12 protein-coding genes and 1 pseudogene are annotated in these 13,771 nt (G+C 68.5%); 8 read left to right on the top strand and 5 right to left on the bottom strand.

The window, feature by feature from the left end; genetic code table 11:
* Window positions 1–270: 270 nt before the first annotated feature.
* A pseudogene (locus ACIRR8_RS18430) lies at window positions 271–1,482 on the bottom strand (helicase associated domain-containing protein); the annotation flags it as partial.
* A gap of 220 nt (window positions 1,483–1,702) precedes the next feature.
* On the opposite strand from ACIRR8_RS18430, the gene ACIRR8_RS18425 reads away from it, so the two are divergent.
* The 3 genes from ACIRR8_RS18425 to ACIRR8_RS18415 all read left to right on the top strand — a co-directional run bounded on the left by ACIRR8_RS18425 (window position 1,703) and on the right by ACIRR8_RS18415 (window position 5,843).
* The gene (locus ACIRR8_RS18425) at window positions 1,703–2,758 is read left to right on the top strand and encodes a tyrosine-type recombinase/integrase (RefSeq protein WP_404065580.1); all 1,056 of its coding nucleotides are present in this window, start codon (window positions 1,703–1,705) and stop codon (window positions 2,756–2,758) included.
* Between the two features lie 755 nt (window positions 2,759–3,513).
* Window positions 3,514–5,256, top strand: coding sequence for a tyrosine-type recombinase/integrase (locus tag ACIRR8_RS18420; RefSeq protein WP_404065578.1), 1,743 nt, complete (start codon window positions 3,514–3,516; stop codon window positions 5,254–5,256).
* Window positions 5,253–5,843 (top strand): DUF6262 family protein, encoded by a 591-nt coding sequence (locus tag ACIRR8_RS18415; RefSeq protein WP_404065576.1) that lies wholly within the window; start codon window positions 5,253–5,255, stop codon window positions 5,841–5,843. The genes ACIRR8_RS18420 and ACIRR8_RS18415 overlap by 4 nt, the downstream gene beginning before the upstream one ends.
* Before the next feature lie 22 nt (window positions 5,844–5,865).
* On the opposite strand, the gene ACIRR8_RS18410 is transcribed toward ACIRR8_RS18415, so the two are convergent.
* Together ACIRR8_RS18410 and ACIRR8_RS18405 are read right to left on the bottom strand one after the other, a co-directional pair.
* On the bottom strand, window positions 5,866–7,008 hold the full coding sequence (locus ACIRR8_RS18410) for an ImmA/IrrE family metallo-endopeptidase (protein ID WP_404065573.1): 1,143 nt from the start codon (window positions 7,006–7,008) through the stop codon (window positions 5,866–5,868).
* A gap of 48 nt (window positions 7,009–7,056) precedes the next feature.
* Complete coding sequence (locus tag ACIRR8_RS18405; protein WP_404065571.1) at window positions 7,057–7,431, bottom strand: hypothetical protein; 375 nt, start codon at window positions 7,429–7,431, stop codon at window positions 7,057–7,059.
* Window positions 7,432–7,530: 99 nt separating this feature from the next.
* Between ACIRR8_RS18405 and ACIRR8_RS18400 the strand changes: the two genes are divergently transcribed.
* From ACIRR8_RS18400 to ACIRR8_RS18380, 5 genes are all read left to right on the top strand, one after another.
* Window positions 7,531–7,671: a hypothetical protein gene (locus ACIRR8_RS18400; RefSeq protein WP_383064940.1), complete on the top strand. Its 141-nt coding sequence runs from the start codon at window positions 7,531–7,533 to the stop codon at window positions 7,669–7,671.
* 93 nt (window positions 7,672–7,764) lie between these two features.
* The gene (locus ACIRR8_RS18395; protein ID WP_404065568.1) at window positions 7,765–8,025 is read left to right on the top strand and encodes a multiubiquitin domain-containing protein; all 261 of its coding nucleotides are present in this window, start codon (window positions 7,765–7,767) and stop codon (window positions 8,023–8,025) included.
* Window positions 8,000–9,163 carry a ThiF family adenylyltransferase gene (locus ACIRR8_RS18390; protein WP_404065565.1) on the top strand — a complete coding sequence of 388 codons (1,164 nt, stop codon included), beginning with the start codon at window positions 8,000–8,002 and terminating at the stop codon, window positions 9,161–9,163. Before ACIRR8_RS18395 ends, ACIRR8_RS18390 begins: the two co-directional genes overlap by 26 nt.
* Window positions 9,160–9,564: a DUF6527 family protein gene (locus tag ACIRR8_RS18385; RefSeq protein WP_404065563.1), complete on the top strand. Its 405-nt coding sequence runs from the start codon at window positions 9,160–9,162 to the stop codon at window positions 9,562–9,564. Before ACIRR8_RS18390 ends, ACIRR8_RS18385 begins: the two co-directional genes overlap by 4 nt.
* Window positions 9,565–9,799: 235 nt before the next feature.
* Complete coding sequence (locus ACIRR8_RS18380; RefSeq protein ID WP_404065560.1) at window positions 9,800–9,970, top strand: hypothetical protein; 171 nt, start codon at window positions 9,800–9,802, stop codon at window positions 9,968–9,970.
* A gap of 124 nt (window positions 9,971–10,094) precedes the next feature.
* On the opposite strand, the gene ACIRR8_RS18375 is transcribed toward ACIRR8_RS18380, so the two are convergent.
* Together ACIRR8_RS18375 and ACIRR8_RS18370 are read right to left on the bottom strand one after the other, a co-directional pair.
* Window positions 10,095–12,758 (bottom strand): Helicase associated domain protein, encoded by a 2,664-nt coding sequence (locus ACIRR8_RS18375; protein ID WP_404065557.1) that lies wholly within the window; start codon window positions 12,756–12,758, stop codon window positions 10,095–10,097.
* Between the two features lie 20 nt (window positions 12,759–12,778).
* Entirely contained in the window at window positions 12,779–13,279 is a 501-nt protein-coding gene (locus tag ACIRR8_RS18370; RefSeq protein WP_404065555.1) for a hypothetical protein, read from the bottom strand.
* Window positions 13,280–13,771 lie beyond the last annotated feature (492 nt).

Raw genomic sequence — 13,771 nt, 5'->3', positions numbered from 1 at the left:
TGCGCCGTCGCGCTTGACCAGAACGACCATTTCTCGCGCATCGCACATTGGGTTGTCGCAGTACACCTCCAGCCGGCCTGGGTCATCCGGGCGGTCACCGGAACCCAGAATCGCCGTGCGCCCGCCGCAGAAGTAGCACGGGAGGTGCCCCGTACTGCGCCGGGCCCACGGCACTTCACCGGCTACCCACTCTGTCTCAGCCATCCTGAAACCCCCTCCAGCGCTCCGCAGACCGGGCGATGCAGCCCCGTTCCATTGCCGCGAGAAACCCTATGCCCAGTCGAAACCGAGGTTGGCGAGGGCTGCGAGCTGATCAGCGTTCAGCCGGTCCCGCCTGGCGCGGGTGTTGGAGAGCCATACGCCGAGTCGTAGGGGTACCAGCTCCGCCTCGCCATCGACGGCTACCTGGACGACCGCGCCGCGGGGTACAGGCCGGTCGGCCCCCTCCCGCTCGACCCACTGCCCGAGGGCCGCCAGACCCCGCGCGAAGGCCTGCTGCGTCTTGCTCGGCCCCTTCCCTGTTCCCGTCGCCGTACGGGCGGGCGCTGCGGCGGTCTCGGGGAGCTCAGCCTTGATGCCGAGTTTGGCGAGGCGTTCGCGCTGCTGGGGCATCAGTTGGGCCTGGACGCCGGCGTTCTGCTGTTTCCATCGCCAGGTGCCGATGTCGTCGCCGTCGAACGTGACGCCGGGTGCGATGTACGGGAGGGGCCCGTCGGCGTCGATGAGGTCCGCGAGGATGCGGTAGTGGCGTTGCCAGTTCAGCGGCCAGGGGCAGTTCCAGTCCTCATCGATCGCGGCCAGCTGCTCCGCACGCCGCGCCGCCCGCTCCGGATCCTTGCCCAGGCCGCCCGTCCTGCGGAGGTTGGCCAGGTGCTGCCCGATGGCTACAGGGCTGCCGCCGGCCGGGTCGTCCCACACGGCGTCCTGTCGGGGTGCGAGGTGCCCGGTGGCCCGCCGGAACGACCGCAGGACGGCGAGCTTGGCCTCCCAGGCCTCCTCGCCCGGCTCCCACACCATCCCGGCTGCCGGCGCGTCCAGGAGGGTCTTGCGCCGCTCCTCCAGCTCACCCGCCCGCAGGGATTTCCGCTGCTGATGGACCCATCGGCCAAGCGGGAACGCCTTCGTGGCCCCTACCTCGGTCTCGACGTCGTAGGGGACGGCGTGGACGCCGGTGATCTCGTTCTCCGCCCTCCATCGGATGAGGGCTTGGTATCCCTCCAGCCACACCAACGACTCCGGCCGGTAGACCCGCGTCCGGAGGAACGCTGCGATGGTCGCGGCGTCGCGGGGGCTGGAGAAGTGGAGCAGGGCGGCTTCGGTAGCGGCCTGGGTGTCGTCGTCCCCCTGGTCCCCGCCGTCACCTTCGCCGCCGGCTTCGACGATCTGCCCGTTCTCGTCACGCCGGACGTGGACCTTGCGCTTCCCGCTCGTCAGCGCGCGGGAAGCGAGCTCCTCGACCAGACGTTCGTCATGCGAACGCAAGGGCCTTTATCTAGGGGTGGTTCGAGTGTGAGGGATGTTTGTTTGGGTTGTCACCTGCGGGGATGGTGTCGGGTGAACTCCGGTGTGTGCGTGGGGGAGTGGTGGTTACGTTCGGCACGTGGAACGGATCTACGTAGCGGAGCGGGCTTTGTCTCCGGCAACGGGCGTGACCCGTTGGGTGGTGGTCGATTCCCGGACTTACGGTCTGCAGACCGATGCGGTGGCCTACCTCGCTTCGCTGCGGGCGCGGGACTGCTCGCCGAATACCGAGCGGGTCTACGCCGGCAGAGTCGCCCTCTATCTGAACTACTGCCTGATGCGGCGACTGGACTGGAAGACGCCGGGCTTCCTCGGTCTTGCCGGACTGCAGCAGTGGCTCGTCGAGGCGCCCTTGCCGTCCCGCCGCGGTGAGGACTGGCCGGGGCCGGTTCGGTTCCGTTCCCGGGCGACGGCGAACGCGGTGATGACAGCGGTGGCGGAGTTCTTACGCTTCGGTGCTACGCACGGCTGGGTGCCGGCCTCCACGACCACCCTGCTGTCGGAGCCGAAGCTGCTGCGCTTCACTCCACCCGGCTACGACACGGGCGAGTCCGGCCGGCGGCGAGAGGTCCAGGCGGCCTCGTTCCGCTTCAGGATCGCTGAGCCGGGCTATGAGGACCTCAGCGACGAGCAGATCCGCCACATGATCGCCACCGCCCCGAGAGCGCGGGACCGTTTCCTGGTGGCGCTGCTGGCCTGTACGGGGCTGCGGATCGGCGAGGCGCTCGGTCTGCACCGCGGCGATATGCACCTGCTGGCCTCCTCGCGCGCGGTGGGCTGCGGGATCGAGGGCCCGCACGTGCATGTCCGCCGCCGCACCGACAACCCCAACCGGGCCCTGGCGAAGTCCCGCTTCCCCCGCAACGTGCCGGTCACCGCCGACCTGGTCGCGCTGTACACGGACTACCAGTACGAGCGGGACCGGGTGGCCCAGGCCGCAGAGTCGGAGATGGTCTTGGTGAACCTGTTCCGCCCGCCGCTGGGCGGTGCCATGTCGTACCCGAACACCAAGGAGATGTTCGACCGCCTGGCCCGCGCCGCGGGGCACGCGTGCCGCCCGCACATGCTGCGTCACTCGGCGGCGACCCGATGGCTGCGCGACGGAGTCGACCGGGATGTGGTGCAGCGGCTGCTGGGCCACGCCTCACCGCTGTCGATGGAACGCTACCGCCATGTCGACGACGCCGAAGCACGCGCAGCCGTCGAGTACGTCGACTCCCTCAAGGAACGCCCGTGAGCCTCCCCTCCGTGACCGCACTGGTACCCGCACCGCGCACCGCTGTCCCGCCGGACTCCGACCAAAGGCGGTGGGGGCCGTGGCTGATGGCCCGACTGGAAACCGTATGGCGGCCTGCTGAGTGGCGGCCGGACTGCTGGCTTTTCACCGGCAGCGTCCATGAGCCCCGGAGCTCGGTGTCGCTGTGCCGCACGAACGTGTGCGACACCGTGGTCTCCCCGGCAGGGGTCTTCTGTCCTTTCTGCAGGGAGCACCAGAAGACGTCGCCCCAGCCGGCTGAGGAGTTCGCCCGCACCTTCGCGCCCGAACGCAACCGGGTGCCCTTCGGCGGGATACCGGACCAGTGCGGCTTCAGCAAGGACGGGCAGCGCTGTGTCCGCCCACGCCACTGCCGGCAGTTGTGCCTCACGCACTACACCCAGTGGAAGACCCACACCAACCGCAGGCACCCCGGCCGGTGGGAAGACACCACAGTCCCCTACACCGACACCCCTGCATGCCCGGCCCCCGCCTGCCCGCTGCCGGGCCTCTACGGCCGGGGCCTGTGCCGTCACCACGCGAAGCGCTTTCGCGAACACCGCCGCTCCCACCCTGACGCCGCGGTAGCCCCGTGGGCAGCGCAGCAGCCCCCGTACCTCGCCCCGCACCAGTTCAGCCTCCTTCCTCTGCCCGAACCGCTGCGCTTTGAGGTCCTTTACGGACTGCAGCAGGCAGAACCCTGGTTGCGGGTCTTCGAGCCTGCTCAGGTCCGCCGCATGGTCCGCGACCTGGCCGGCACCGCCACACTCGTCAGCGCCGTCACCGACGAGCAGATGTGCCCGCGCTCCACCGTCGCCGTACTCAGGCTTCTCACCCGCGTCCGCACCGCGGTCCACGCCGCCCATGCCGAGTACACCGGAACAGCGCCGGCCAAGGACGACATCCTGGACCTGCGGGCACTGGGCCAGCGGTCCCGTACACCGGCGGGCATCAGAACCCCCAAGTCCGTCGACCTGCGCACGATCCGGCAACGCTGGCTGCGCCATCTGCTGCGGACCTGGACGATCCAGCAGCGCCCCGGAGCGGACGAGTTCGGCCGCACGCTGCGCGGGGTGGAGCTCGCTTCCCGGGCGCTCGCGCCCCGCCCGGGCACCGACGACCCCGCACGGCTGCGCTACGACGATGTCACCGCGGTGGTCGAGGCGTTCCGCACCGCGCTCAAACTGGACGGTGAACCAGCGGGCTGGAACTACCGGATGTCCATCGCCAGCCACTTCTTCGCCCTGATCGACTACAGCCGGCGCTCCGGGACCACCGAAAACCTCTCAGCCGCCTTCGTCCGCGACCCTGCAACCCACCGGATCGCACAGGAGGAGGCCAACGAGGACGAGATCGGCAAAGCCATCCCCGAGCCGGTGATCCGCCAGCTCGACGCCCACCTCGGAACCCTCGGACAGGGCAAGGCCCGAGGCCAGCGCACCCTCGCCCCCGCAGACCTGCAGCTGATGTACCGCACCCTGTACATCCTGCTCAGGGACACCGGGCGACGACCTTTGGAAGTCCTCTCCCTGCCCCTGGACTGCCTGGAGACCCGCAACGACCAGATCTCCCTGGTCTGGAACAACCACAAGACCCGCCGTCACCGCCGGCGCCTGCCCATCACCGCATCCACCGCCGAAGCCATCCATACCTGGAGAGCCCGCCGCGAACAGCTGCAGCCCACCCTCCCGCCCGCCGGTACACCCTTCCTCTTCCCTGCACTGACCCACCTCGCCACCCGCCCCTACCTGCACACCAGCTACCTCGGCGAAACCCTGCGCCACTGGGTCGACTCCATCCCCCACCTCCACGGCGAAGGCGCCGACCCGCACGGCAACCCACTGCCTTTCGATCGGGCCCTCATCTACGCCTACGCCTTCCGCCACTCCTACGCACAACGCCACGCAGACGCCGGAACCCCCCTCGACGTCCTGCGCGAACTGATGGACCACAAGTCCGTCAGCACCACCCAGCGCTACTACACCGTCTCCCTCAAACGAAAACGCGACGCCGTCACCAAACTCTCCGCACACGTCGTCGACAACCACGGCCGGCCCAGCCCCTGCTCCGAGTCCGCCTACGAACTGCGCTCCGTCGCCGTCCCCTACGGCGGCTGCACCGAACCCAGCAACGTCAAAGCCGGCGGCAGCTCCTGCCCCATCCGCTTCCAATGCGCAGGCTGCGGCTACTACCGTCCCGACCCCTCCTACCTCACAGCGATCGAACAGCACATCAACGAACTCCGTGCCGACCGCGAAACAGCCCAAGCCATGGACGCCGCCGAATTCGTCACCACCGCCCTCACCGCCCAGATCAGCGCCTTCGAGCAGGTCACCGACCGCATGCGCCGACAACTCGCCTCCCTCCCCGACGCCGAACGCCAGGAGATCGAGGAAGCCAGCGCCATCCTGCGCAAGGCTCGCGCAGGCACCCACACCCTCCTGCCCCTCACCGTGATCACGAGGACGAACCCGGCATGAACCCCCGCGGCAACGCGCACACCCTCGTCCAGGCCCGCCGCCGCGACAGCCTCGACAAACGCCACCGCGCCCTCACCGCCCTCACCGCCCTGGAACAACAGGGCAAAAGGATCACGCACACCGCGGTTGCCCGCACCGCCGGCGTCTCCACCTGGCTCACCTACACCGAAGGCATCCGCGAACACATCGAAGCCGCCCAGCAACGCCAACAGCCCAAAGCCACCCGCCCCGCAGACACCCGAACCCCCAACGCGATTCTGCGCACGGAACTCGAGCTGGCCAGGCAGGAGGTCCGAGACCTCCGCGACGAGAAGGAGCGGATGCGGCAAGCCCTCCGGCACCAGCTCGGACAGCAACTCGACGCCCTCGCCACCAAGGACCTGACCGAACGCGTCGACCACCTCACCCAAGACAACCAGCGACTCCAAGACACCCTCCGCCAGACAACCGAGGACAACCACGCACTCCACAGCCGAGTGACGAGCCTTGAGGCGGACCTGGGCGCGGCACGCACCAGCCTCCGACGCATGATCCGAGAAGAGAACAGAGGTCCGGCCGAGGCAGCGAGTCCGGCGTTTCCTGCCTAGCTGGGTGAGGGGCGGAGGTTTGCTACTGGCTGGCTGCAAGGTCGCCTGAAAGCGTGATCTCAATGGTTCGTTTGAGCTTGTTGCCGTGTGTCCAGTCCAGGGCGCGGTCGTATTGGAGGCGTCCGACGACGATGCCGGGGGCGATACCGGCTTGACGGGCGAAGGACTCGATCTTGGTGAAGGGCGTGGGCCGCTGGGCGAGTCGGCGGTAGGCGGTGGCGTGTTCCGGTGGGATGAGGGTGTCGGCGGCGAAGGCGTCGGCTTCGGCTTCGTTGCGGTCCCCTTCGGGGGTTGTGTCGCTGTCGCGGTGTGTGTCGTCGATGAAGGTGAGGCGCTTGCCGTGCAGGAGGACGTGACCGAGCTCGTGGAAGAGGGTGAACCAGAAGTGGTCGTCCTTCTTGAAGCGGTCGCTGAGCGCTACGCCGACCTTGTCCGGGGTGAGCCACCGGGTGACGCCGGAGACGCGGCTGTTGGGGGGCGCGGGAACGAGGACCACGGCGACGCCGGCCTGGGCGCACAGGCGCGTGATCTCGGCACGCCAGACTGCGGGTTCTTCGATTGTCAGAGCACGCAGCTGGGGGAGGAGGTCCAGTAGGGCAGTGCGGTCGAATGGCGCGCAGATCAGTTCGCGGGCTTCGATCTCGGCCTGACGCAGCCAGACGGCGGTGGCGTAGTCGTCGGGCCTGAGAACGGTGGAGCGCCGGAATGCGGTCCGGTAGCCGCGCCATACGCTCTCCGCGACCTCGGGGTCGGCGACGCCGAAGAACGTCAGAAGGCGTTCGAGGTTGTCTACGGTGCATTCCTTGGTCGGCAGGATGCCCCGCTTGACGAGTTCCGTCAGGGAGAAGCGCTTGAGCCAGTCGAGCTGGCTGCTGAGGGCTTCGCGGCTCTCGGCGCGGCTGACGTGGGTGCGCCAGGCGGCTTCCATCTGGTTCCAGAGGGAGGCTGGGATGCCGACGGCGCGCTCCAGGAGCAGTGCGGTCTCCGGAGTGAGAACGGCGCTGCCTTGGACGATCTGGTTGATGTGCTTGGTGGACAGTCCGGTGCGGCGGGCGAGATCGGCCTGGGGGATGCCCAGTGCTTCGAGTTGCTCCTTGAGGGTGTCGCCTGGGGGCAGGACGTCGTCCGGGCGGTATGGCTGGTGTGTGGCGGCGGGCGGGGTCACGTGAGTGCCTCTCGGTCGGCGAGGCTGCGGGGCGGGCCTGAGGGCGGGTCAGGGGCAGTGGATCGCGGTGACGATCACTGCGCGTACGGCGTGCTCGTCGAGGGTGCCGTCATCGAGGGTGGCAGGTGGGTCGTCCCGCGGGCGGACGACGAGGTCTCCGTGAGCGCCGAGCGACACAAGCCGAGTGAAGCAGTCACCGTTGGCGGCGGGTCGCAGCCGCGCTGCCGCGATATGCCGCAGGTCAGCCAGTTGGTAGGCGGCTGACATCTGGCCGAGGCGTCGGAGCAGCGTGGTCGAGCCTTCGTGGCCGAATCGACCTCTCCGGGCGGGGCCGCTGTTGCAGACACGGGCGAGCTCGGCGTCCTCAAAGACGATCTCCACCAGCGACCTCAGAATCCTCTTCCGTATACCTACTGCTTCCATGCTATCCTCCGGATCAAGGTCAACAAGTTTCATGCACCTATTAGGTGCATGAAACTTGTTGACCGTCAGGGTCGCAAGCACTCGTCGAAGGGAAAGCCCATGGCAGGCAAGAGCAGTGCATCCAGCGGCAAGCGTGGCCGTAGTGCGATCACGGGCCGGTTCGTGAAGCAGTCGACGGTCCGTCGCAGCCCGTCGACGACCGTCAACGAGTCGACCTCGAAGAAGCCCAAGAAGAAGTAGCTCTCGTCCAGGACCCAACGTCAGGACAGCGTCCCGCCAGACGCCCCAGCGCTCACCGGTCCCAACACACGCTCCCCACTTCAGGAGGACCCCATGTCCCAGGACAACCAGAAGCCGAAGCCCGTCACGATCATCGTCAACGCCCGCCCCCACACCTGGGAGGCGAAGGAGATCACCTACGAGCAGGTCGTCAACCTCGCCTACCCCGGGCAGCAGCCGAACGACCAGGACACCTACACCGTCCGCTACAGCCGCGGCCACGACGGCCACGGCACGGGCAGTCTCACCGCCGGCCACAGCGTCCGAGTGAAGAAGGAGATGGTCTTCGATGTCTACCGCACTTCTCGCTCGTGACCCCGACCTCTCCCGCCTCCTCGACGACGGCTACGACATCACCATCGTCGCCGGCCACATCATCGCCCGGATCCCGTACGTCACCGAGAACCGCACCGTCGAGCGCGGCTTCCTCGCCCACCCCGTCACGGTGGCCGGAGACTTCCTCGTCGCCGGCACCGACCACCGCATCTGGTTCGGCGGCTCCACACCCTGTGACGAGCACGGCCTTCCCCTGACCCTCGCCAACCCGGACATCAGGGTGATCACCGAGGGCATGCAGGCCAACTTCATGCTGTCCAGCAAGCCCCCGGACGGCTACCCCGACCAGTACACGAAGATCACCGCATACGCCCGGATCGTCGCCGACCACGCCCACGCCCTCGACCCCACAGCCACACCCACACCTGGCGCCGCGTGGCAGGAAATCGAGGACGACAGCCCCTTCGCCTACCGCGACACCGCCACGTCCCGCGCCGGCATCACCGCCGTCAACCGCCGCTTCCGGGGCCAGCGCATCGCGATCGTCGGCCTCGGCGGCAGCGGCAGCTACATCCTCGACCAGGTCGCCAAGACCGAGGTCGACTCGATCCTCCTCATCGACGGCGACACCTTCGACAACCACAACGCCTTCCGCGCCCCCGGCGCTCCCACCCTCGACACCCTTCGCGCCCGCCCGCCCAAGGCCACCTACTTCGCCTCGGTCTACACCAACATGCACCGCGGTGTGACCTGCTGCGCGCAGTACATCGACGAAGACAACCTTGACCTCCTCGACGGGACGACGTTCGTCTTTCTCGCCTCCGACGACGCCGCCAGCAAGCCGCCCGTCATGGACTGGCTCGAAGCCCACGATGTGCCGTTCATCGACGTCGGCATGGGCATTGAAGAGATCGACGGCAACCTCAGCGGACTGCTCCGCATCACCACCAGCCTCCCCGGCCGCCGAGACACCGCACGCCGCCGCATTCCCCGGCCCGCACCCGAACGCGACGCCTACGCAAGCAACATCCAGACCGCCGACCTCAACGCGCTCAACGCCATCCTGGCCGTCATCCGCTGGAAACGCTCTCTCGGCATCTACGCCGACGCCACCGACGAGGCCCACACCACGTACTCACTGATCACCAACGAGATCGCCAACGAGGACCTCCCGTGACACCACAAGAAACCCTGCGCCCGGTCTTCACCGAGACCTTCCCCCCGACCATGGACGCAGGGGTCCTCTACATCTCGATCCCCTACCGCATCTGCGGCCATCTGTGCTGCTGCGGCTGCGGCCAAGAAGTCGTCACACCACTCTCCCCAGCCCAGTGGTCCCTCACCTACAACGGCGAGAACGTCTCCCTCACCCCCTCGATCGGCAACTGGTCCTTCCCTTGCCGTTCGCACTACTGGATCCGCGACGGCCGCATCCGCTGGAGCCGCCGCTACTCGCCATCGGAAATCGATCAGAACCAGGACCGGGACCGCCGCCTCCTGGCAGCCCATGACAGCGGCGAGCAGCAGCCGCGACGAGCAGCCAGTTTCCGTCGTCGCCTAAAGTTCTGGCGCCCGTAGACCGGCCAATGTGCCTTCGGGTACCGAACCTCGTGATCGGCTGCCGTCTGGGAGCAGGCCCAACTCCTTCGCTGGCAGGTCCGGGAATGTGGCGAACCCACCCCCGGCCGTTGTCAGTGGCGTGCTGTTCACTTGGCCGCATGGACGCCTCCGCACTGTGCGCCCGTCTGCACGCCGCCTGGGCACGCGCCCGAACTGCACTACTGGCTGCCCGCTCATGTGGAAGGGCACGTCTGTGTGCCTATGGCTGGCCGGTCCTGGTGCCTACGGTGAGTGGCAGCGCTTCGACTGCGGCACCGTCGAGTTCGTGCTGCGCCTGCTCACCGATGGCACCCCGCCGTTCGCCTTCCCGCCCGCCGGGCCGTTCCCCCACTGGTTCGCTTCATCGGATCTGCCGGAGCACTGAGACCTGCCGAAAGGCTTGCCAGGACCTACGAGACCTACTGGCGGATAGGGCTTCCCGCCGTCTCGTTAGAGGACTGGTTGGTACGGTTTCTGTGCGGTGATTGGTGTGCGCGTTTGGGTACGCCTCATGCCCATTCGATGCCGAGCTCCCGGAGGGCGTTGAGCTGTTCCTGGGTGAGTTTGTCGCGGCGGGTTTTCGTGTTGGAGACCCATACGCCGAGCTTGACGACCACTGGCTCAGTCTCGCCGTCGATCGAGATCTCCTCGGCGTGACCCCTCGGCACAGGCCGTTGGCCTTCCCGTTCGACCCACTGCGCGAGGGCCGCGAGGCCACGCTGGAACGCCTTCTGTGCCTTGCCCTGGCCCTTCGTCGACCGCGCAGCCGCCGGGGCGGGAGGGGGCGTCTCGACGGGCTCGATGCCCAGCCTGCTCAGCCGTTCCTGCTGATCGGTCGACAGCTGCGCCCACGCGCCTGGGTTCTTCTGCCGCTCCAGCCATCGTCCGATGTCGTCGCCGTCGAAGGTGACGCCGGGGGCGATGTGAGGCAGCACGCCGTCGGCGTCGACGAGGTCGGCCAGGACGCGGTAGTGGCGTTGCCAGTCGAGTGGCCAGGGGCAGTTCCAGTCCGGGTCGATCTCCGCCAGCTGCTCCGCGCGCGCCGTGGCCCGCTCCGCATCCTTCCCGAGCCCGCCCTTGCGGCGGAGGTTGGCGAGGAGCTGTCCGATGGCCAGCTGCTCCCCGGCCCCTTCGCCTTCGCCCCAGACAGCGTCCTGCCGGGGTGCGAGATGCCCGGTGGCCCGCCGGTAGGACCGCAGCGCGGCGAGCTTCTTCTCCCATGCTTCGTCGCCCGGCTCCCACACCATCCCGGCCTCGTCGAGCAGCGTCTTGCGGTGGGGGTCGAGTTCACCAGCCCGCAGTGCTTTCCGCTGTTGATGGACCCATCGCCCAAGCGGAAACGCCTTCGTCGTTCCGACTGCGGTCTCGACGTCGTAGGGCACGGCGTACAGGCCGGTGATCCCGTTTTCGGCACGCCACCGGACCAGGGCTTGGTAGCCCTCCAACCAGACGAGGGACTGAGGGCGGATGACGCGGCAGCGGGTGAGGGCGGCGATGTCGGCGGCGTCGCGGGGGGAGGCGAAGTTGACCACGATGGAGGTGACCCGGTCGACCTCCTGCTGCTCCTCGCCAGCCTCCGCGGGCGTGTCCTCGTTCTCCGGGCCGGCCGCGGGAGCGGGCCGGAGGTGGATGCGTCGGCGTTCGGTGCTGCCGGTGAGGGCGTGGGAGGCGAGCTGGTCGACCATGCGTTCCGAGTGCGAGCGCAGGGCTTGGAGGATGTCGACCAGGGGCTGGTAGCTGGCCGAGGCGACCATGTCCTTCGGGTCCTCGCCGGGCTGGAGGAAGACGGGGATGATGATCCGTGCGGTCTTGGCCGTGCCGTCGGGGTTGGGGCGCAGGGCACGTCCGATGTTCTGGACGATGTCGACCTGGGAGCTGCGCGAGCCGACGATACACACGGCCTCCACTCCGCGTAGTCCGGTGATGTCGACCCCGACCCCGAGGGCGCGTACCGAGGAGAGGAACGCCCGGTGGACCCGCCGGTTGTGGGCGTCGATGCCGTTGGCGAACCGCTGGATCACCGCACGTCGGTGCGCGATGGGATGGTCCCCGCACAGCCAGTCCGCCCACACCCGCTCCGCAGGCACATGACGGCCCTCCTCCAGCTCGTACAGCTCAGCGTCGATCGACGACGTGGGCAGCGCCTCCGCACCGGCCAGCGCAGCCGCGGATGCCTCAGCGGCATACAGCTCGGCGGCAGTCGCCGGCATCTGCCCGGCGAACGCCTCGGCTTCCTCGACCCGCTGGTGGAACACCATGGTGGTGTGCAGATTCTGCTGCGCCGCGTGCTCCAGCAGCGCCGCTTGGAGCAGGGCCATGCGACGGCCACGCAGGGCGTCCTCGGACAGGCCCAGGACCGGGTCCGGGTCGCGGATCTCCAGCACGTCGATCTCGAACCCCGCAAGGATCGAGCGTTCTACCGCCTCCGCCAGCCCGAGATCGAAAATCCGGGTGCCGTACGTGCTGGAGTCGTCCTCCATCGACGCGACCACCACCTCCCGCCCGTCCCGGCCACGCTGCGGCCGGGGCGCGGCGAGAATCCGCGGGGTCGCGGTCAGGTAGAGCCGGAAGTCGACAGGGATCCGGCTGTTGTCATGGATCACCGCCCACGGCCGCCCCATGTCCCCAGCCGTCATGTGCCCCTCGTCCAGAATGGCCAGGTCAAACGGAGCCATCCGCTGCCCGTACAGCCGCTCCCCGCCCGCCAGAGCCGATTCCAACGGCCCAGGAACAGCCCCACGCCCAGAGACATCGGCGGGGTCCTCACGGTCCACGAGAGAGGCATACGTAGCGAACACGACCACCTGCCCGGACCCCGCCCACAGCGCGAGCTGGATCGGGTTGGTGGTGGTGCGCACCCCGAGCTGCTCCAGAACCTCGTCCTTGTCCACCGAGCAGACCGCGACCATCGGCGCGCGATGCCCGACCCGCCGCCAGGACTGGGCACTCTGCACGACCAGGTCCAGCGTGGGCACCATCACCAGAATCCGCCCGCCCGGAAAGTACTCCAGAGCGCACGAAGCGCTGGTGACCGTCTTACCGGACCCGGTCGCGGACACCCCCATCGCACGCGCACCCTCCGGAGGCACAAAAGATCTTGCAGGAAATCCGACCCAGTTACGAAAGCTCGACTTCTGGTCGACCTGGTGCTCCTTGAGCGGAATCAAAATCATTTCTAAGCCCTCCCCGATTCCTATTCCTGTGGTCCTTCGATGGCCGCGTGCGGAACGCAGGCCGCACCCGAACCGTTCCAGATCGACGCACCCGCCCTGCGCCAGCCGGGCTTTCCACTGGCCTCGCCCAGCACCCGGCGCCGCGCCGTGGTGTGTGGATGGGCGCGCGGCAGCACGGACTCCCGGACGAACCCCTCCAGCCGCCCCAGGTCCGCCCGTTCACGCTGCCCCACGTCCGCGAAATGCACGGCCAGCTCAGCCGACCCGCCCGATCGGCCGCCGTGCCGTGGCCAGTACCGGCCCGCGATGCCCCCAGGGCCTCGCACACCGCCATCACGCCTTTGTCCCAGCCGTCCGTGAACACAGCACACCCGAGAAGCCGGCACCATGCCGTCCAGCTCCACCACCTCGCACTGCGCCCCGGCCACCAGGTCGTCCGCCTCGCTCGCGGGCACCCCCCGGCGCTCCAGGAGTGCGAACAGTCCCAACCGGGCGCTCGCACCCGCCGGATACTGTGTCACCCGACGCATCGAATCACTGCTCAGCGCGGAATCTGGTCCGGCAGATTGGCGGTAACCGGTCATCTGACCATCCTCTCGGAACTTGGGAGATTCCCGAGTGACTGGCGGGTGTCTCAGATTTCTGCCAACGATACATGCTGCATCTATCCGAGCAGCCACTAGACTAGAACCCGACACGAACGAGCGACCCCGGATTCCCGCGCCAGCGGGCCGTTTGCCCTGGAGGCGAAGCCGGAAGGGCCGTTGGGCGGGGGAGCGCAGCGGACCGGCCCAACCCGGTGCGGAGCGAAGCGGAGAACCGGTCAGGCCTTGCGCAGCAAGGTTCGGCCTGGGAGCGCAGCGGACAGGCCGTCACCACCCGGACGCAGTCCGGGTGGTGAGCACCTCGCGCAGCGAGGTGCAGCGCGAACCGCGGAGCGGGAGCGCAACCACCGGGCGCAGCCCGGTGGTTCGCTTGCCCATCGCGCAGCGATGGGGTACCCGCTCCGCGGG

Source organism: Streptomyces sp. NPDC101178 (genome assembly GCF_044767965.1).
Taxonomy (GTDB): domain Bacteria; phylum Actinomycetota; class Actinomycetes; order Streptomycetales; family Streptomycetaceae; genus Streptomyces.
Note: the sequence above shows the minus strand (reverse complement) of the source record. Positions and strands in the feature narration are given on the sequence as shown.

What these genes read in the sequence shown, in the direction of transcription:
- ACIRR8_RS18420 (WP_404065578.1), top strand. Translation starts at nt 3,514, where the DNA reads ATGGTCCGCGACCTGGCCGGCACCGCCACACTCGTCAGCGCCGTCACC.
- ACIRR8_RS18415 (WP_404065576.1), top strand. Translation starts at nt 5,253, where the DNA reads ATGAACCCCCGCGGCAACGCGCACACCCTCGTCCAGGCCCGCCGCCGC.
- ACIRR8_RS18405 (WP_404065571.1), bottom strand. Translation starts at nt 7,431, where the DNA reads ATGGAAGCAGTAGGTATACGGAAGAGGATTCTGAGGTCGCTGGTGGAG.
- ACIRR8_RS18400 (WP_383064940.1), top strand. Translation starts at nt 7,531, where the DNA reads ATGGCAGGCAAGAGCAGTGCATCCAGCGGCAAGCGTGGCCGTAGTGCG.
- ACIRR8_RS18395 (WP_404065568.1), top strand. Translation starts at nt 7,765, where the DNA reads ATGTCCCAGGACAACCAGAAGCCGAAGCCCGTCACGATCATCGTCAAC.
- ACIRR8_RS18390 (WP_404065565.1), top strand. Translation starts at nt 8,000, where the DNA reads ATGTCTACCGCACTTCTCGCTCGTGACCCCGACCTCTCCCGCCTCCTC.
- ACIRR8_RS18375 (WP_404065557.1), bottom strand. Translation starts at nt 12,758, where the DNA reads ATGATTTTGATTCCGCTCAAGGAGCACCAGGTCGACCAGAAGTCGAGC.